General features: G+C 46.4%; 17 protein-coding genes and 1 pseudogene. 8 read left to right on the top strand and 10 right to left on the bottom strand.

Annotated elements, in window-relative coordinates; translation table 11 throughout:
- The first annotated feature begins 81 nt into the window (after positions 1-81).
- Complete coding sequence (locus ACUVJL_RS04240) at positions 82-852, top strand: metallophosphoesterase family protein (protein WP_445244709.1); 771 nt, start codon at positions 82-84, stop codon at positions 850-852.
- 178 nt (positions 853-1030) lie between these two features.
- On the opposite strand, the gene ACUVJL_RS04235 is transcribed toward ACUVJL_RS04240, so the two are convergent.
- Entirely contained in the window at positions 1031-1882 is an 852-nt protein-coding gene (locus tag ACUVJL_RS04235; RefSeq protein ID WP_445244708.1) for a M48 family metallopeptidase, read from the bottom strand.
- A gap of 373 nt (positions 1883-2255) precedes the next feature.
- Here ACUVJL_RS04235 and ACUVJL_RS04230 point away from each other — a divergent pair, with 373 nt between their 5' ends.
- Positions 2256-2780: a DUF4330 domain-containing protein gene (locus ACUVJL_RS04230; protein ID WP_445244707.1), complete on the top strand. Its 525-nt coding sequence runs from the start codon at positions 2256-2258 to the stop codon at positions 2778-2780.
- 187 nt (positions 2781-2967) lie between these two features.
- Here ACUVJL_RS04230 and ACUVJL_RS04225 read toward each other — a convergent pair whose 3' ends face one another.
- Complete coding sequence (locus tag ACUVJL_RS04225; protein ID WP_445244706.1) at positions 2968-3117, bottom strand: hypothetical protein; 150 nt, start codon at positions 3115-3117, stop codon at positions 2968-2970.
- Between the two features lie 52 nt (positions 3118-3169).
- Between ACUVJL_RS04225 and ACUVJL_RS04220 the strand changes: the two genes are divergently transcribed.
- Positions 3170-4441, top strand: a complete 1272-nt coding sequence (locus ACUVJL_RS04220; protein WP_445244705.1) for an RNA-guided endonuclease InsQ/TnpB family protein — start codon at positions 3170-3172, stop codon at positions 4439-4441.
- 12 nt (positions 4442-4453) lie between these two features.
- On the opposite strand, the gene ACUVJL_RS04215 is transcribed toward ACUVJL_RS04220, so the two are convergent.
- On the bottom strand, positions 4454-5263 hold the full coding sequence (locus ACUVJL_RS04215; protein ID WP_445244704.1) for an MOSC domain-containing protein: 810 nt from the start codon (positions 5261-5263) through the stop codon (positions 4454-4456).
- 708 nt (positions 5264-5971) lie between these two features.
- On the opposite strand from ACUVJL_RS04215, the gene ACUVJL_RS04210 reads away from it, so the two are divergent.
- Positions 5972-6682: a carbonic anhydrase gene (locus ACUVJL_RS04210; RefSeq protein WP_445244703.1), complete on the top strand. Its 711-nt coding sequence runs from the start codon at positions 5972-5974 to the stop codon at positions 6680-6682.
- Positions 6683-6807: 125 nt separating this feature from the next.
- On the opposite strand, the gene ACUVJL_RS04205 is transcribed toward ACUVJL_RS04210, so the two are convergent.
- Positions 6808-7995, bottom strand: coding sequence for a tetratricopeptide repeat protein (locus tag ACUVJL_RS04205; RefSeq protein ID WP_445244702.1), 1188 nt, complete (start codon positions 7993-7995; stop codon positions 6808-6810).
- 299 nt (positions 7996-8294) lie between these two features.
- Here ACUVJL_RS04205 and ACUVJL_RS04200 point away from each other — a divergent pair, with 299 nt between their 5' ends.
- The gene (locus ACUVJL_RS04200; RefSeq protein ID WP_445244701.1) at positions 8295-8558 is read left to right on the top strand and encodes a GlsB/YeaQ/YmgE family stress response membrane protein; all 264 of its coding nucleotides are present in this window, start codon (positions 8295-8297) and stop codon (positions 8556-8558) included.
- Positions 8559-8791: 233 nt separating this feature from the next.
- Here ACUVJL_RS04200 and sppA read toward each other — a convergent pair whose 3' ends face one another.
- The 3 genes from sppA to ACUVJL_RS04185 all read right to left on the bottom strand — a co-directional run bounded on the left by sppA (position 8792) and on the right by ACUVJL_RS04185 (position 12905).
- Positions 8792-10612 (bottom strand): signal peptide peptidase SppA, encoded by a 1821-nt coding sequence (gene sppA / locus ACUVJL_RS04195; protein ID WP_445244700.1) that lies wholly within the window; start codon positions 10610-10612, stop codon positions 8792-8794.
- Positions 10613-10921: 309 nt separating this feature from the next.
- On the bottom strand, positions 10922-11971 hold the full coding sequence (fni, locus tag ACUVJL_RS04190) for a type 2 isopentenyl-diphosphate Delta-isomerase (RefSeq protein WP_445244699.1): 1050 nt from the start codon (positions 11969-11971) through the stop codon (positions 10922-10924).
- Positions 11972-12221: 250 nt separating this feature from the next.
- Positions 12222-12905, bottom strand: coding sequence for an SDR family oxidoreductase (locus tag ACUVJL_RS04185; protein ID WP_445244698.1), 684 nt, complete (start codon positions 12903-12905; stop codon positions 12222-12224).
- 78 nt (positions 12906-12983) lie between these two features.
- Between ACUVJL_RS04185 and ACUVJL_RS04180 the strand changes: the two genes are divergently transcribed.
- Positions 12984-14093 (top strand): S-(hydroxymethyl)glutathione dehydrogenase/class III alcohol dehydrogenase, encoded by a 1110-nt coding sequence (locus ACUVJL_RS04180; protein ID WP_445244697.1) that lies wholly within the window; start codon positions 12984-12986, stop codon positions 14091-14093.
- Between the two features lie 188 nt (positions 14094-14281).
- Positions 14282-15136, top strand: a complete 855-nt coding sequence (gene fghA, locus ACUVJL_RS04175; protein WP_445244696.1) for an S-formylglutathione hydrolase — start codon at positions 14282-14284, stop codon at positions 15134-15136.
- A 190-nt stretch (positions 15137-15326) separates the two neighbouring features.
- On the opposite strand, the gene ACUVJL_RS04170 is transcribed toward fghA, so the two are convergent.
- On the bottom strand, positions 15327-16241 hold the full coding sequence (locus ACUVJL_RS04170; protein ID WP_445244695.1) for a branched-chain amino acid transaminase: 915 nt from the start codon (positions 16239-16241) through the stop codon (positions 15327-15329).
- A 303-nt stretch (positions 16242-16544) separates the two neighbouring features.
- Between ACUVJL_RS04170 and ACUVJL_RS04165 the strand changes: the two genes are divergently transcribed.
- A complete protein-coding gene (locus ACUVJL_RS04165; protein WP_445244694.1) occupies positions 16545-16913 on the top strand; it encodes a Lin0512 family protein in 369 nt (122 codons plus the stop codon).
- 474 nt (positions 16914-17387) lie between these two features.
- On the opposite strand, the gene ACUVJL_RS04160 is transcribed toward ACUVJL_RS04165, so the two are convergent.
- Positions 17388-18188, bottom strand: a complete 801-nt coding sequence (locus ACUVJL_RS04160) for a DUF4142 domain-containing protein (protein WP_445244693.1) — start codon at positions 18186-18188, stop codon at positions 17388-17390.
- Between the two features lie 68 nt (positions 18189-18256).
- Positions 18257-18696 (bottom strand): annotated as a pseudogene (locus ACUVJL_RS04155) (hypothetical protein); the annotation flags it as partial.

The following is an 18696-nucleotide window of genomic DNA, read 5'->3' as shown; positions in this document are numbered from 1 at the left end:
AAGAGGGGTGGCAAATAGCAGCAACATCAGATGCTATAAGCTAAAAATTTGCCTTTTGATTCAGGGAAGCGGATAAACACAATGGAGCACCGGCGCATTGTTATCGGGGACGTACACGGGCATCACGACGGCTTAATGACCCTGCTAGAGGCACTTGCCCCCAGCTCGGACGATCGCGTCTATTTTTTGGGAGACTTAATCGATCGTGGCCCCAAAAGTGCTCAAGTATTAGATTTTGTCCAGCAAAGCCCCTACCAAACTCTGCTGGGCAACCATGAACAACTGATGCTGGAGGCTTTGTCGGGGGTGCCGATGGATATGCAAGCGTGGCAATCTTGGCTGTACAGCGGGGGCGATGCCACAGTAGCGAGTTACAGAGATACAGGGATGATGCCGTACAAACACTTAGAGTGGCTGCGAACGCTCCCCACCCACCGGGACTTAGGGGACATTTGGCTGGTTCACGCCGGCGTCCACCCCCATATGCCAATTGACAAGCAGTCGAGCGAACAACTCTGTTGGATTCGCAAGGAATTTCACACCATATCGAAACCCTATTTTCCCAATAAATTAATTATTGCGGGTCACACGATCACTTTTACGTTTGAGGGCGTCAGACCCGGGGAATTAGTCAGGGGGCAAGGGTGGTTGGATATTGACACGGGTGCTTATCATCACAAAAGCGGCTGGCTGACAGGACTTGACCTCAGCTACCGCAGAGTTTATCAAGTAAATGTATTTAACCATCAAGTCCGAATTTTGCCGCTTGACGAAGTTGTCAGACCATTGAAGCAGCAGCAGATTGCACCCCCCAAATCTGCGCTCAACCCTGTTTTTCCACAGGAGCGTTAAATCAATTTGTAGTTGTAGGGTGCGTCAGTTTAAGTCCGAGCGATAAAATCGAAATTGACTTGCTTCCGTGGCACCCTACTAACTGGATTTATTTTTTAACGAACCGCTTTCGAGGCGAAGATCGCGAAGTAAGAAAAGAGAAGATAAGACAAGAGAGCGCCTGACTGATTTAAAATTGCTACGATCCCAAAAGCCTGCGGATTTCTAGCCTGTAAGCCGCGTTATTTAAACCTTCACCGCTTTCGAGATCCGGATCTATCGCCTGCTCGAGAGCAGCAATGCGATCGGCAGTAGCCGGGTGAGTGCTCAAAATGCTCGGAGGAGAAGGCTGGTTGAGCAATTTTTTCATAAAATCAACCATCCCAGATTGAGCGTAGCCCGATCGCCCCATAGTTTCTAATCCCAACCGATCCGCCTCATACTCAGCTTGGCGACTGTGGGGGCGTCGCAAAGCCAATTCCACCCCAATCTGAACCGCCTGAGATCGATCGAGCCCTGTCGCCGAAGCTACACCACTGGCGATTGCCATTTGACGCATTTGTTGAATCGCGTGGCGAGCACTAATGTGAGCGATTTCGTGGGCGATCACACTTGCCAATTCGGCCTCATTGTCCGCCGCCGCCATCAAACCTTTATTCACATAAACAAAACCGCCCATTGTCGCAAAAGCATTAATAGTGTCGTCGTCAATCACTTGAAAAGTATAAGGAATATTCGGGCGAGTGCAATCTTTCGCCAGTCGCTGACCGATGCGGTTGATATATAGTGTAGTGGCGCGATCGCGGTCAATGTTAAACTCGCTGTTGGCCAACTGCTGATTAATTTGTCGGCCAATAGTCACCTCTTGGCTATCGGACATATTCGACAATTGAATAACTTGAATGCCCCGAAAAATCAGTTCAGGCAAAGAAAATGCTTGAGTCGCTGCCGGGGAAACCACCCAGATACCCGCAGCCACAACCAGCGACAGAAACAGATAAATCCCCCGGCCTCCGGTACGCCGGCAAGTCAACCAAAAACTTTTTAACATGATTGATACGTGGGAGAAGTTAGAGAAAATTTTAGGAAAAACTCGAAAAGTCACTAAATAGGCAGACGCAATTTGAGGCTGCTTAGTTGCTATTCTAGCTTTTTCCCCATTTTTAACCGCCCCGCCAGCTTCCGGGCGACAGGGCCCGGGGCCAACCAGCCGCCGTCAACTGCCTTCTGCTTTAAGAGCCCAAGTCATGCGGATTTTGGGCGATCGTTGTGGTAATATCTTTTAGCTTCAGGACTTACCCATCAATCACGTATGTCATTGCCAGCGGTAGCGGATCTTTGGCAGCATCTGTTTTTCATCAATGTCTGCGTAAGTCCTGAGCTTGTAAACATACTCCTGTCGCTATCAGTTAATTAAGCGATTTATGAAAATTTTGGATTCTCAAGGCCGGCTGTTCGGCAAACTCAGCATCCTAGACGTAGGTGCCGCTCTGATCGTACTGCTAGTTGCAGTCGGAATCTTCTTCTTTCCCGGCACTTCTGGCGGTTCCGTCGCCCAAGTCGGCACCAGTGTCAAACCTGTAGAGATTGATGCAATTGCGATCGGTCTCAAAGGCACAAATGTTCAAGATTTGTTCAAAGCCGGTGATAAAATCAATGTGGTAATCCGCAATCAACCCTCCGGTCAGATTACCATCAAATCTGTCAAAACTCTCACCAGAACCCTAGCAGTTCCTCAGCCCAACGGCACTCTGAAAGCTCTCCCCGATCCCAGAGAAGAAGAATCCTTCAGCAAAAATATGATGTTTACCTTAGAGGGAAAAGGTCAACTTACTGAAAATGGCCCGGTTTTAGGGAATACGAAAGTCAAAATTGGTACTACGCTAGAGCTGGAAGGTAAAAAGTACATTTTCAACGCCAGTGTCATCGACGTGCGAGTCAAAGAATAGTCATTAGTCATTAGTCATTAGTCATTAGTCATTAGTCATTAGTCATTAGTCATTAGTCATTAGTCATTGCTAATGGGTAATGGGGAATTGGTAATGGGGAATTAATCTTCCCTCTTCCTCCTTCCTCCTTCCTGACCTCCGTTAAATGCGTTACATCCTCTCCAAGCGAATCCGTTGCCGAACTTCTTCACCTGAAACAGCAGAATGCCCCCACTGTAGAGCGATCGTACTCGCGATGCTCGTCAGTGGTGGGAGGAATGCGATCGAAGCGACAATTCCAGCCGTATTGTGAAACTTCGTTAACTTTGTAAGCAACAATAAACAATAGTAGTATCATATTATCATAGTAGTCGAGTAAAAACACATGAATTAAAGGATGAAAACCTTAAATGCAACTAGCAGAAAGGCACATTATTAAATCTACGGAACACCGTTTCGCTAAGATTGACGAATTAGCCTTTAAATCCAAGAATCTTTACAATGCCGCTAACTACGTCATCCGTCAGAGTTTTACTTATGGATGGGGTTACATCAACTACAATGAGATGAACCGTTTGATGAAATCTCATCAAGCGTACAAGGCTTTGCCTGCTAAGGTTAGCCAGCAAATATTGATGATATTGGACAAGAATTGGAAATCATTTTTTGAAGCGATTAAAGCTTACAAATCTGATTCCTCTAAGTTTACTGGTCGCCCGAAACTACCGAAGTACAAAGATAAAGTCAAGGGTCGAAATGTTCTCGTTTATACGATTCAGGCAATTAGTAGTACGCAATTGAAGAAAGGAATTATTAAGCTTTCGGGAACTAATCTCTCAATCAAAACCAAGATCGAACCCGAGCGGATTTGCCAAGTTAGATTGGTTCCCAAATGTGATTCGTATGTGATTGAGGTGATTTATGATGAAGCGGAGTCCACCGTCAGTAACGACAATTCTGTAGCTAGTATTGATTTAGGACTGAATAATTTGGTGGCGCTAACTTCAAATCAACCGGGTTTTGTCCCTCTGTTGATTAACGGGCGTCCGTTGAAATCGCTCAACCAGTTCTACAACAAACGCTCTTCACGGTTGCAGTCTCAGTTAAAAGGAAGTCACAAAACTTCACCCCGTATTCAGCGCTTAACTCGCTGTCGCAACCAAAAAGTTGATAATTATTTGCATCATACCAGTCGGCTAATAGTCGATATTTTGACCGTCGGACAAATTGGGACGTTAGTAATCGGCAAGAATGCACAATGGAAAAACGAGATTGATTTAGGAAAGCAAACCAATCAAAACTTTGTCAGCATTCCTCACACTCGATTGATTGAAATGCTGGAATATAAAGCTCAATTGGTTGGGATTAAAGTGATTGTGCAAGAAGAGTCTTATACCTCGAAGTCCAACTTCCTGAATCTAGACCCGATTCCTTTATACGGGCATACTGGCGCTAATGATGTCGCATTTAGCGGTAAGCGAATCAAGAGAGGTTTGTACAAAACATCGGTCGGTCAATTAATCAACTCTGATGTTAATGGAGCTTACAATATCCTCAGAAAAGCAATCCCAAATGCGTTTAGCAATGGGATAGAGAGCTGCGTAGTTCAGCCGAGGCGGGTCAATCCGCTCAAAGTAAAAGTGAAGGGGGAGGGACTTAACGCCTTCCATGTCATGCAATAAATGACTATACTTTTACCAGCTATTAAATAGGGATTTGCTGACGCCCAGAATTTGAACTTCGTCTCCTATGTGTACTATTTTTTCTGCTGCTTGAGGTGGCACTCGCGTCTTAACTATCAGCCGACTAAAGTGATTAAAATGCCCTCTCTTTACCAAGTCAGGCATGATTTGCTTCTGCTTGGATCTTAGTATATTTTTAAAATTTGAATAAGTTTCTTTCGCTGCATAATTTCGCGTAGATAGGAGACACGGCTGACCGGGATTAATACCTTCAAATATTACAGTCCCTATTTTAAACCTGACAATTTCATCAGCTTGTGGGAAAAGTTGGTCTTCCCAAAAAGCGGGGACATCTCCTATTTCAATATTAGCTCGCAAGCGATGGCGCATCTCGTTAACGCAAACTCTCGGAAACCAAGATGCAACTTCGCCAATTGTTTCGGTACTGATAATGCTTGGCCCTGGTGCAGCGGTATCCTGGGGAAAACCTGTGAGCAAGTTTTCAATTAACTTGACGGGGAAACCGAAGTAGTTGCTCAACCAAGATTCTATTCGCGGGCGTTCTTTATCTACATGAAAAAAAAATTCTTGTTCGGTGTCTTGAATTTTCAGGCCGGCAATTCTCTTTTTGATATCAAATGATAAGCGCAGAAAATGAACTCCGTTGTTGCCCTTAGTGTTAACAAATTCTCCTGCTTCATCGCAGATTGCCAAAGAGCGATCGCCTTCTAGAGCTCCGCTGGCAAGAATAGTTGCTTGACTGACAGCTATGCCATCTAGGGACTTGACCGGATAGATATGAATGCTGGCGACGTAAGACATTTCGATTTATTTATAAATAATTGTCGTTTTAGATAGATTCTAGCATCCTCGGCAGCCAAAAGGATGACCGCAGTTCGCTTTATGAAATAACAAGGAGCCAGTTTTCTGAAGTTTAAATTTTGTCCAAGCTGCTTGTAAAGAAAAAATAAAGAAGTCTGACTGAGCTTCGGGTAGATATTATGCTATAAAATATAAACAATTGAACCGAGTTGCAAGCAGTCAACGATTCTGGTCTAAACATACGCTCGCTTAAGGCCTTTGACTTAAACCCGAGTTGACAGTCATGCGTACCTGGGTACTACTTTAACGCTAAGATTTTAAAGACCTACCAAGGAGTACGAAGCTAGTTCCTGGAATCGCGAAATTTAGGATTGAACAGATTTATTGGGTTAAATCAGTTTTCTAAATATAGTACCGGCCGTAAACTAGGGCGCAAGCTAATATCACCCCTCTGATAGAGGCTCGAAAGAGCAAACATTATGCGTGAGCGGGTTGCTCCATTCTCCATGATAATTGTCAAGAGTGAAAGTGCAGTACATTGATTAGACCTTTTCTAGCAATCCCCGTGTAATGGAAAGATTCACGGCGGTTGCAACCGCCCGCGCGATGCCCTGCCCTTCGACTACCCTCAGGAACCGCGTAGCCGAAGGGTCATTTACCGGGCGGGTACTCTTTGGGACCCTCGTTTCACACTTACGGAGTTTTTTTATGACTGAAAGCGAAAGAACAGGCATGATTTCGCGACGCAATTTAATGTTGAGGGCTGGTGCAGGGATGCTGGCGGCAAGCTTTGCACCTACGCTTTTACAAGCCCAAGCCGCAAATGCAGAGGCAATCTCTGACATTACTCCCGACGGTGCTCTCCAGAAATTGATGGAGGGGAATCAACGCTACATTCAGCAAAAACGGACATTTCCCGACCAAGCTCTATCGCGAGTTGTAGAAGTAGCAAAGGGTCAACATCCGTTTGCAACCATCCTGGGTTGTTCTGATTCGCGGGTTGCTCCGGAAATTATTTTCGACCAAGGATTGGGGGATTTATTTGATATCCGAGTAGCTGGAAATTTTCTCGACGATGTGGTTCTCGGTAATATAGAATATGCCACCTTAGAATTAGGCGTTCCGCTATTAGTAATTCTGGGTCACGAACGCTGCGGTGCTGTTAAAGCAGCTTTAGAGGGCAAAGCTGTGCCGGGTCACATTAGCACTTTGGTGGCGGCGATTAAACCGGCAGTTGATGCCACAAAAAATCAAGGGGGCGATGCCTGGGATAACGCAGTCCGAGGTAATGTGAAAATGAATGTAAATAAGTTAGAATCCTCGTCGCCTATTTTAGCAGAAGCAGTCAAAGCGGGCAAACTTAAAGTTGTTGGGGCTCGCTACGATTTGGATAGCGGCAAAGTAGAGATAATTGCTTGATTTTGCTGGTAATTGCCAGAATGTGTAGGGTAGTGCCAAGAGTGCCTACCCCTTGGGGATCGAGGGGCAACCATCGGGGATTGCCCCTACAAATTACTTGGTAACGAGAAAGTAGATATGCAAGTTTAGATTAAACCCATTTCTTGCAGTCCCCGGCGCAGACGTTCTGCTTCAAATGGGCGGCGCTGTTCGTGAAGGGCGATCGCTCTTTTGAATTCTGCTAAACTTTCTGGCATTTTGCCAATTTTCAGCAGGGCTACTGCCAAGTTTTGATGAGCTTCGGCGTGTTCTGGATCTATTTTAATGGCTTGTCGGTAATAGGCGATCGCATCTGCTAAATTTCCGGCTGCCTTCAGGGTAAGTCCTAAATTGTAGTGACCTACTCCAAAATAGGGGTCAATTTTTAAAGCTGCTTTGTAAGCTTTTTCAGCAGATTTCAAATCTCCTTCATCTTTGAGCAAATTGCCCAAATTATTGTAAGCGCCCAACTTGAGAGCCGGGAACACATCTGTATTAATTGCCGCTTGATAGTGTTCTTTTGCTTTAACAAATTGCTGCTGCTGGCTATAAGCAATTCCCAAATGATAGTTGAGTTCGTAAACAATAGAATCCTCATTTTTCGCAGCAGTCAAGCCCTTGGTTAATAAGTTAATTCCCCGGCTAATTTGCCCGGTTTCTACATACAAAGCGCCTAATTTGCTACAAGCATAAGCATCGTTTGGATAATAAGCGATATAGCGTTCCATTGCTGCTTGAGCTTTGTGGAATTTACCTTTTGCTGCGATCGCATCTTTTTGATAACCAGAGTGCCAAATCGCCACATCGGGGAGAGAAGCTATTTTCCATGTTGGTTCCCTGTGCAAAATCTCAGCCACGCTGTCGTCTACCATTGCGTGGTAAGGGCGAGAAAAGCGGATATCGAGGCGATTACGAAACAAGCGCGACACTAGGGAATAGGGAGATTGAGAGGCACCGATTTCTTGACGGATGAGATTGATTAGCAGCAGCCGATCGCTCCCAATTGCCTGCTTTATTTGAGGTACAATCTCCGGTACCAAAACCTCATCGGCATCCAACACCAAAATCCAGTCGCCCTGGGCGTGCTTCAGACACTCGTTGCGCGCCGCTGCGAAGTCGTCGCACCATTCAAAGTCATAAACCCTCGCCCCGAATTCTCGGGCAATTTCACGAGTGCGATCGCGCGATCCCGTATCCACCACCACCATTTCGTCAACCACACCCTTAACGCTGTCCAAAGTCCGCGACAGTGTTGCCTCTTCATTCTTCACAATCATGCACAGAGTCAGATCCATCGGGCGCAAACTTTCCTCATTTCACAGAAATATTGTAATTTTTTTAACCAGCAAAACACACAAAGTCCCAGAAAAAATTCTCCTATTTCCCTTTTGCTTTGAGCATAAGTACCTTTCTTCTCTAGAAAAAGTGGGTTAACTCTTTTGAGAGATTAAGAAGCTTCAAACTCGGACGATTAATGAGAAATCCTACCTCTTTCGGTTCCTCCCTACGGTAGAGGTAAGGGCCGGATCGGGGTTGTTATTCTAAGAACATAAGACAAGGCACTAAGAAAGTTAAGCATTCAGGAGAAAAAGAAATGGGAATTATTGCTTGGATCGTTTTAGGACTGATTGCCGGTGCGATCGCCAAAGCCATTTATCCGGGACACCAAGGTGGCGGTTTTCTAGCCACAACAGGCTTAGGAATTGTGGGCGCCGTAGTGGGAGGTTTTCTAGCTGACGCCTTGCGGATAGGGGGGCCTGTTGTCGCAGGAGTTAATTTATGGAGCATAGCTTTAGCCGTCGTAGGTGCGCTCGTGGTACTTTTCGTCTGGGGATTGTTAACTCAGCGTGCTGCATAACAAATATTGCCAATACCGAGCCGATCGACTTTTAGGGTATTCAGAAACCCGGTTTCTTCAAGAAACCGGGTTTATCATTTGTTTGTAGGCCCAGGCAGCCTACTCATACCAAATCCGCCTTAAAAACCCCGATCAGACTCGGCGGTTGAAACCGCTCAATAGTCAAACTTTCCTCCTAACAGAGGGGGACTGAAGAATAAAGAGGTAAAAATCCCGGATTGGGTATCAATGAATTAATCAATCCGCAAATTGAAAGGCAAGCGAACATAAATCCCTTGCGGGTCGTTCATCGACTTGATCACAGCCAATTCCTCCTGCATTTTCTTCACTTCAGCAGTCAGCGGGTCGAGTTTGGTGGCGGGTTTCAAAACGCGAACGCCTGAAAGTCTTGCCAAAATTTTCTCCTCGAAACTGCGGCGTTTTGGATATTCTTCCAATTGCCAATCGTCGCCGAGTTTAGCTTGCTTCGCCGCCTCTGCGACAGCATCTTCAAGCCCGCCAATTTCATCGACTAAACCCAACTGTTTCGCGGCTGTACCAGACCAAACCCTGCCTTGAGCAATTTCTTGTACCTTGTTTTTTGGCAGTTTGCGGGAGTCGGCGACTTTAGTAATAAATCGATCGTAAATGCGATCGACTATCCTCTGAATATTCGCCAATTCTTGAGGATTTTTCGGGCGGGAAACCGTGTTAATATCCGCAAAGCGGGCGGTTTTCACAATGTCCCAAGTCAGGCCGTTGTTAGCAGCCAACTTTTCGGCATTGAACAGCATTCCAAAAACGCCGATGGAACCAGTAATCGTATTGGGTTCGGCAAAAATGCGGTTGGAACCCATCGAAATCCAATAGCCGCCGGATGCTGCTAAATTGCCCATGGAAACGATAACTGGTTTCTTTTTCCCCGTCAGCATCACTTCGCGCCCAATGACTTCGGCCGCTGTCGCGCTGCCTCCGGGACTGTTGACGCGCAAAACTACTGCTTTTACGTCGTCATCTTCTCGGATTTTCCGCATTTCTTGAGCGATGCGATCGCCTCCTACTTCAGTCGGGCCCCCTTCGCCGTCTACAATTTCTCCCTCGGCGTAAAGTATAGCAATTTGGTTTTTCTTCTTAGCGCGAGTGGATTTTGTATTCTCAGCAACTCTCGCGTAGTTTTTCAAACTAATTTGCTTGAAAGATTTGTTTTCGCGATCGGTTCCTGTGAGTTTTTTAAGTTCCGTCGCAATTTCGTCAAAGTATACAACTTTATCAACTAACTTGCTTTTGAGAGCTTCGTCAGCCATCAAAATTCCGCCCTTCTCTGCAACCGCTTGCAGTTGTGGAACGGTCACTTTGCGGTTTGGTCCGACAGTTGTCAGGTATTCTCCCCACATATCTCCGAGCAACTTTTGAGTTTGCTGGCGATTTTCGGGACTCATTTTTGTGAGCAAAAACGGCTCAACTGCTGACTTGTATTTGCCGACGCGAGTCACTTGTACTCCCAGGCCGTATTTCTCCAAAGCACCGGTGAAAAACATTGCCTGACTGCTAAAACCGTTGATTTCTACAGATCCGTAAGGATTGACAGCAATTGTATTGGCAACTGAACCGAGGTAATAATCTCGCTCATTCCAGTCCATTTGGTAAGCAAAAATGGGTTTTTTGGCATCTCGGAAACTCTGTAATGCCGATCGAACTTCTTTGAGATTGGCAAACCCGCTGCTGCTGGAACTTGAGCTGCCTTCGAGATAAATGCCAACGATTTTCGGGTCTTTTTTCGCAGATTCGATCGAGTCTAAAACAGTCCGCAGCGTCACAGCACCGGCGGCATCGTCCGAAAGCACTTCTTCAATCGCCGCGCTAGTGCTAAGGCTCGGTTTGCTGTCAGTGATATTTAAAGAAAGGTCTAATACCAATACAGACTTATCTTTAACTTGCGGGCCCGAATCTTTAGACGACGATGCCGCGACAGCAATTAGCAGTACCAGTCCCCCCAATCCGATGCTGCCTAGCAGCAACAATCCTAGGAAGGTTCCCAGCAAACTTGCACAGGTATATTTTAGGAAATCTTTCATTAGATAATTAGTCAGTTGACAGTTGACAGTTGACAGTTGACAGTTGACAGTTGACAGTTGACAGTTGACAGTTGACAATAAAGTTCAGACAATTTATTCTCTTGAAATTATATGCGTTTATCTGTGTTTATCTGCCCAGCATATGCGGTTGACCTATTAATCAAAGATTCAGGCAAAAGCTTTTATGACAACTGACAACTGTCAACCCTTCAACTTGCTTCGGCTAAGCTCTTCGGACAAGTCGCTGGCTGACAAGGTGTCAACTGTCAACTGTCAACTGTCAACTGTCAACTGACTGCTGACTCACTTTTATCTTAACCTTTCCAAAACCCCAGAATGTTTTAACTCATCCAAGTTAGCGCAGCCCGTACAGAACATGACTGTGGCGATTTCTGCAATTAACACCTCAGCTAGGAGGGCTGCTGCTGATTCCGATTCCGCTGCAGCTTGCAGAAACGGCCGCGCCAGTCCCGCAATATCCGCGCCAAGGGCGATCGCCTTCGCTGCATCTAACCCGTTTTGCAAGCCTCCAGAGGCAATCAGGGGAACATCCGGCGCTACGGCGCGGGTGCTGACAATGCACTCGGCTGTCGGTATTCCCCAGTCGGCAAAGGTTGCGCCTAACCTGCGCTGCTTGCCATCTTTAGCTCGCTCTCCTTCTATTTTGGCCCAAGAAGTGCCTCCTGCTCCGGCAATGTCGATCGCAGCTACCCCGGCGGCGACCAATTTCTTGGCCATGTTTCCTGAAATACCGTTGCCGACTTCTTTCGCAATAACTGGTATTGGTAATTTATCGCACAATTTGGCAATTTTATCTAGCAGTCCTTTAAAGTTAGTATCGCCTTCGGTTTGAATGCACTCTTGCAGGGGATTGAGGTGCAAAATTAGGGCATCTGCTTCGAGAATATCAATAATTTTTTGGCACTCTTCCAAACCGTAATTGTAGTTTAATTGAACCGCTCCGATATTGGCAAATAGCAGAATATCTGGAGCGCGGCGCCGGACGGCAAATGTAGGCGCCAGTTGAGGATTTTCTACGGCGATTCGCTGGGAACCGACTCCCATTGCCAGTTTGTATTCTTGAGCGACATCGGCGAGGCGATAATTGATTGTCTGGGCTAATTCTGTGCCACCGGTCATTGAGGAAATTAGCAGGGGAACGGCTAATTTTTTGCCGAGAAATGTGGAGGTTAAATCGATTTCGGTGCGATCGAGTTCTGGCAAACAGCAGTGAGCAAAACGGTAGCGTTCGAGTCCGCTGGTAGTTTCGCGAAATTGTACGTCTTCTTCGAGGCAGATCCGCAGGTGGTCTGCTTTGCGGGTTTCGGTTTGCGAGGGTGAGGTTAGCGGCGAGTTCACTGTGGCTATTTGGGGAAAGAGTATTGAGTTGGGAATATAGCAATTTTATTTGATTTTTGAGATTTTTTTTTCTGAACCGCAGAGAGCGCTGAGGGCGCAGAGGAGAAGAAAAGAGAGATGTTGGCAAATCCTGCAAGGGTTGCTATATTAACCTGTTCCGCATAGAAGTTGTATTTTTCGGGCGGGCGCGACACCCACCCCACAAGATTTTCATCACAAACTTGACTATAAAATTTAGATGCGCCTCAGTTTATTCAGGAACACTCAGCGACATTCCGTTATCTGAAGGTTTCAAGTTCAGTAAAAAAGGAGCTGCTTTTTGCACCCATGCTTTGGCAGAGGGGTAATTTACCGCATCTTCGCCGAAACAAATTTCCAGCATATCTGTGTGGATTATCCCCGGACTCAAAGGAACCGCTGCCATACCTTCGGGCAATTCTTGAGCGAGGGATTGCGTAAGTCCTTCTATGGCCCACTTAGAAGCGCAATAGGGCGCGACTTCCGGCGAAGTTGACCTTCCCCAAGGAGAACTAAAGTTGACAATTATGCCGCTTTTTCGAGCAATCATTGCCGGGACAAAGTGGCGAATTACATTAGCTGTACCTTTAATGTTAACATCAATTAGCTGCGAAAATTCTTCGTTACTAACCTTCCAAAGAGGCGCGAGATTGTTGGCTAAAGCTGCGTTATTAATCAGAAAATCTGGCGGCGAGTAATTTGCCAGCAGTTCTGTTGCCCAAGCTTTTACTTGCTCGTCGTTGGCGACATCCAAACAAGTAAAATGGTGGGGCGTACTATATTTTTGTTTGAGCTTTTCCACTGCTTCGGAAGAACGGGCGCATCCCAAAACTGTATGTCCCAATTCAATAAATTTTTCGGTCATGGCAAGACCAAGACCGCGACTGACTCCGGTAATTACAATTAATTTTGTCATTAATTTGCTTAATTTTGACATTAAGTAATACAATACATCTTGACGGGTCAATTGACAAATAGATCGTAGGGGGAAAGCATGAAAGTAAAAGCAGCAGTTGCTCGCAGTGCCGACAAACCTTTGAGCATTGAAACGGTTGACCTAGATGGGCCGAGGGCGGGAGAGGTGTTGGTGGAAATTAAAGCCACCGGTGTTTGTCACACTGACGCTTACACTCTTTCCGGCGCCGATCCCGAAGGTTTGTTTCCTACTATTTTAGGCCACGAGGGAGCCGGGATTGTCGCAGAAGTTGGGGCGGGAGTAACGAGCGTCAAAGTGGGCGATCGGGTAATTCCTCTCTACATTCCCGAATGTCGCAACTGCGAATATTGTTTGAGCCGCAAAACAAATCTCTGTCAAGCAATTCGTGTGACTCAAGGCCAGGGAGTGATGCCCGACGGCACGAGCAGGTTTTCCATAGACGGGCAAAAACTTTACCATTACATGGGAACTTCTACCTTCGCTAATTATACAGTATTGCCGGAAATTGCAGTAGCAAAAATTCGCGAAGATGCTCCTTTTGATAAAGTTTGTTTGATCGGGTGCGGCGTAACAACTGGCATCGGCGCTGTCATAAATACTGCGAAAGTAGAGCCTGGTTCTAATGTTGTAGTTTTCGGTTTGGGCGGCGTGGGTTTGAATGTAATTCAAGCGGCTCGCATGGTGGGAGCTAACATGATTGTCGGCGTAGACTTGAATCCCGATAAGCGAGAGATGGCCCAAAAATTCGGCATGACTCACTTTGTCAATCCCCGCGAAGTGGAAGGCGATTTAGTGCCTTATTTGGTAGATTTAACCAAAGGCGGAGCTGATTACAGTTTTGAATGTATCGGCAACATTAATGTGATGCGACAAGCTTTGGAATGCTGCCACAAAGGTTGGGGCGTGAGCGTAATTGTCGGGGTAGCCGGAGCCGGTCAAGAAATTAGCACCCGCCCGTTTCAGCTAGTAACTGGCAGGGTTTGGAAAGGCACGGCTTTTGGCGGCGCCAAAGGCAGAACTGATGTTCCTAAGATTGTTGATTGGTACATGGACGGTAAAATTGATATTGACAGTCTGGTAACTCAGGTAATGCCGATCGACAAAATTAATGAAGCTTTTGATTTGATGCACAAAGGTGAATCAATTCGCACAGTTTTGACTTTTTGAAGGAGAAGGAAGAGGGAAGAGGGAAGAAGGAAGATAGGACTTACGGAAAAAGTGGTTTTACGCGCTACCTATAGGCGTAAGGTACACGACTGCACCCAACATAACTTCTCTCTTCTATCTTCCTCTGCGTCCTCTGCGCCCTCTGCGGTTAATAAAAAAAAATCATTCACCAATGAAATAGAATTAATATGATATCAAAATCCCTAAAACTGCAAAAAGAACATAAAAGTTTCGGTGGCAAACTCAGATTTTACAGCCATCAATCCTCAACCTGCAACAGCGAGATGAAATTCGCTGTTTATCAGCCGCCGCAAGCTTTATCTCAACCCGTACCAGTTTTGTATTTTCTATCAGGTTTAACCTGCACAGAAGAGAACTTTATGGCAAAAGCGGGGGCGCAACAATTGGCGGCAAAATACGGGTTAATGCTGGTTGCGCCCGACACTAGCCCGCGCAATACTGGTATTCCTGGGGAAGATGACGATTGGGATTTAGGAAGTGGTGCGGGTTTTTATGTTGATGCGACAGCCGCACCTTGGAATGCTCACTATCGAATGTACAGTTATGTGGTTGATGAATTACCGAATTTAATCGCCGAAAATTTTCCAGCGCTACCGGAAAAACAGGGAATTTTCGGTCATTCGATGGGCGGACACGGGGCTTTAATTTGTGCTTTGAAAAATGGATTTCGCTATCTTTCAGTTTCCGCTTTTGCGCCTATTTCCGCGCCAATGAGCTGCCCTTGGGGACAAAAAGCTTTTGCAAACTACCTCGGCAGCGACAAAGAGATTTGGAGGGCTTGGGATGCTAGCGAATTAGTGATTGCAGCGCAATACAACCGTCCGATTCTGATTGACTGCGGCACGGCTGATTCGTTTCTTACTGACGGGCAGTTATTGCCGGAAGTGTTCGGGGCAGCTTGTGCAAAAGCGGGACAGCCACTAACTTTAAGGATGCAGGAAGGTTACGATCACAGCTATTATTTGATCGCCAGTTTTATGGAGGATCACATTCGCCATCACGCGGCTGTTTTGTGCGGGTAGTTCCTAGCAGGAAGCAGGCAAGATGCCTGCTCCACAACAACTGGTTCTTAGGCTCGGCCTGGGAACCGATATTCAGAGGCTCTGCCTCGAATGGCTGCCTTGAAATGTGGAGGCAGAGGCTCCTGATCTGCTTTACCAGGCAGAGCCTGGTAACGAGGGAACTCGCTTCTGCGAGCACAGGTATTTTCGGTTAATTAAGATTAATCGGAAATACCCATTCTTTATAATTGCTGTCGCGATTTTCGATAATCTCCGTCAGTTTGTCCAAAATCTTTTCGGTGATGGGTCTGTTTTGCGGCAAGTGATAGTTTTCCACTCGCTTAATTGGGGTAATTTTGGCTGCGGTTCCGCAGAGGAAAATCTCGTCTGCAATTAACAATTCTGATTTGTCAACTGGTCTTTCTATGACTTCAATTCCTAAGTCTCGGGCGATTGTGATTACGCTGTCTCTGGTAATTCCTTCGAGAATATCTTGCTCGAAACCGGGAGTAACTAATTTACCGTTTCTGGCGACAAATATGTTCATTCCTGAAGCTTCGCTGACTTTTCCCTGAGTGTTCATCATAATTGCTTCGTCGAAGCCGGATTCTACTGCTTCGGTTTTGGCTAAAGCTGAGGTGATGTAGGCGCCGCTAATTTTACCTCTTAAGGGCAAACTGCGGTCTTCTTGGCGGTACCAAGAGCTAATTCTACAGTTGACTCCTTCTTTGGGCAAATAGTCTGAAAGTTCTAATCCGTAGACAAAAAAGTCTGTGTCTACGTTGTGCAGTCTGGGGGCAATTCCTAAACTGGATGTGTAGATAAAAGGGCGGATATAAAATGATTTTGTTGGCTGGTTTTTCTTGACAAAATCAATGATTATTTGTTGGATTTTGCTGGCGGGAAAATCACAGTGCAGGAAGCTGGCACTTTGACTTAATCTTTGACAGTGGCGCTCTAATCTAAATAGCAAGATTCGATCGGCATTTTGGGGGTCGGGAATTCCCCGCAACCCGCCTAAAACTCCGGTTCCGTAGTGCAGTGCGTGGGTGGCTATGGAAATTTTGGCGTCGGTAAATGGGAGAAATTGGTTTTGAAAGTAGGCAATTGGCAGAAAACTATCCATGATTCAAGCTGGAGATGAGTAATGAGTCCGCGAGGAATGGTGAATTTGGTTATATTACCATAAGTTATACCATTTTAGATTTTACATTAAAGAATTGAAGAATTGGAAATGACTGATTCGATATAAGTTTGGATCGCGCCGAGTTGCATTGTTTTTTTTAATTGGGATTATTATCTTGTTATATCAATTTATAAAATAATATCAAGAGCGGTCTGTTTGGTTGATAATTGTTTTGGGAAAAAGTGCGATCCTCTTCGAGGGCTTCGCTAACGACTACAAACAAAAATCAACTAAGGGGCAACTATGGCACGTAAATGTTTCATCATTGAAATGGGGATGGGTATAGACCAGCACGGGCAGGAACCGACTGTAGCCTGTGCAAGGGCTGTACGGAATGCGATCGCCCACAATGCTTTGCTGGGCGTCTGGGAAGTGGCAGGTTTGAGCGACCCCAATCAGATGATTGTTGAGGTTAAGGTGGCCGTTCCTTACCCGGAACAAGTGCGCGCCCAGGAGGTGTTGGCGGTGCTCCCTTTTGGCAGCAAAACTCTGATTGTGGAGCAAGGGGGCATGATTGTGCCAGGAAGGGCGATCGCCTCTCTGAATGATAAAAATGATGAAATGCTAATCGCTGTGGCGGCTGTGAGTGTTTTTGTGGAAACTGAGGACTAATTAATTTTGTATTGTTTGAATAAATCTGCCGTGAAGTTCGATCGCCCGATCGCACTTGCTTGTTTCCGCGATCGGGCGATCGAACGCCTCTGTGTTAAAAAATGATTAATTTAGACTAATTTGTAGAGTGCCTCACAGAGATCGCATGAAATACCGTAGAAAATCTCAGGCTCTGAGGCACCCTAGAATAGGTCTGTTGCACGCTAAGATTTATTTACGCCTACCTACTTAATTTGGAGCTTGTAAGTGATAATTTTTAATTTCTCAGGCGGCCGGGTATGTAAGCAAGCCAGCAAAACCCTACGATTAACAACAGCCACGTCACTGTAATATTGCTGCCCAACAAGTTGCGGAGAAAATCTTCCATTGTTCTCAACAATTATAGCGTTTAAAAGAATTTATTATTAGTGTTCCCTCTCCGAGCACAAGAGGTAGAGTTCGATCGGGTTTTAGGCGATCGAACTCTACTTCATATTATGGCTGGCTGGTATCTGCCAACATTTGGTTAACCATTTCCAAGTGCGCCTGAAGGTTCGGCAACTTCTGGGTAGCCCAAGCCTTCAACTGGGGATCTTGTCCCTGTTGAGATTGTGCCTGAAACAGAGCAATAGCCTGATTGTGGCTGTCAATCATAGCCTGCTTGTAAGCAGTGTCAAAACTTCTACCGGAGAGTCCCGAAAGTCGATCGATCATAGCTGTGTTCTGGGTACTCATCTCGGTTGGCAATTCAACCTGCTTTTGCATTGCTAACTGCATCAGTTCTTGATTTGCCCGAGTGTGTTCCTCAACCATTTCTTGCCCGTACTGTTTCACACCAGCACTAGAACCGCGCTGCACTGCCAATCTGCCGAGCTCCACTTCCATCATACTAAGTTGACCTGCTTGCATGACAAAGGTTCTGTCTCTGCTGCTGAGAGAATTCGGCGAAGTTTCGCCACCTGCTGGACTGTTGGGAGAACGGCCGGGATTGTTGTTGCTGGGAGTAGTTGGACTGTTGGGAGAACGGCCAGGATTGTTGTTGCTGGGAGTAGTTGGAGTGTTGGGAGAACGGCCGGGATTGTTGTTGCTGGGATCGGTAGCAGGAGAGCGTGGAGCAGTACGATCGTCGGTAGCGTTATCAGCAAGATCAAAAACCCGATCGCCCGACTGGTTGAAGCCGTGAGTCTGGCGGTTTAATTGTGCGAATCCCGGCACAGCTATCAAGGAACTAACGCCGGCAATTCCGGCAACAGTAACCAATTGTTTGAACAAACTTTTGCGATTTAGTGAAGTCATGAATTTCTAAGCCTGTAAGTTTTCAAGAGTAAGTGAAGGGAAGCTATCCCGAGGAGGAATCGCCCGAACTAGTCAGCCGAGGGTGTACCGCCTTTCCGAAACAAGTTGATCAAACCAAACGCGCCCAAAGCACCCAGCCACCCGAAATTGTTGGGGCGATCCTGCTGAGAACTCAAAACTCCAGAACTAGTATCAGCCGGCGCCGATGTCGTACCGGTTGTACCAGTGGTACCCGTTGTACCCGTGCCAGTGGTACCCGTTGTACCCGTGCCAGTCGTACCGCTGGTACCGCTTGTACCCGTGCCAGTCGTACCGCTGGTACCGCTTGTACCCGTGCCAGTCGTACCGCTGGTACCGCTTGTACCCGTGCCAGTCGTACCGCTGGTACCTGTGCCAGTCGTACCGCTGGTACCGCTTGTACCCGTGCCAGTCGTACCGCTTGTACCGCTTGTACCCGTGCCAGTCGTACCGCTTGTACCGCTTGTGCCGGTGCCAGTCGTACCCGTTG

This window comes from Microcoleus sp. OTE_8_concoct_300 (genome assembly GCF_031383065.1).
Classification (GTDB): domain Bacteria; phylum Cyanobacteriota; class Cyanobacteriia; order Cyanobacteriales; family Microcoleaceae; genus Microcoleus.
This window is presented reverse-complemented; position numbering and strand designations above follow the sequence as displayed.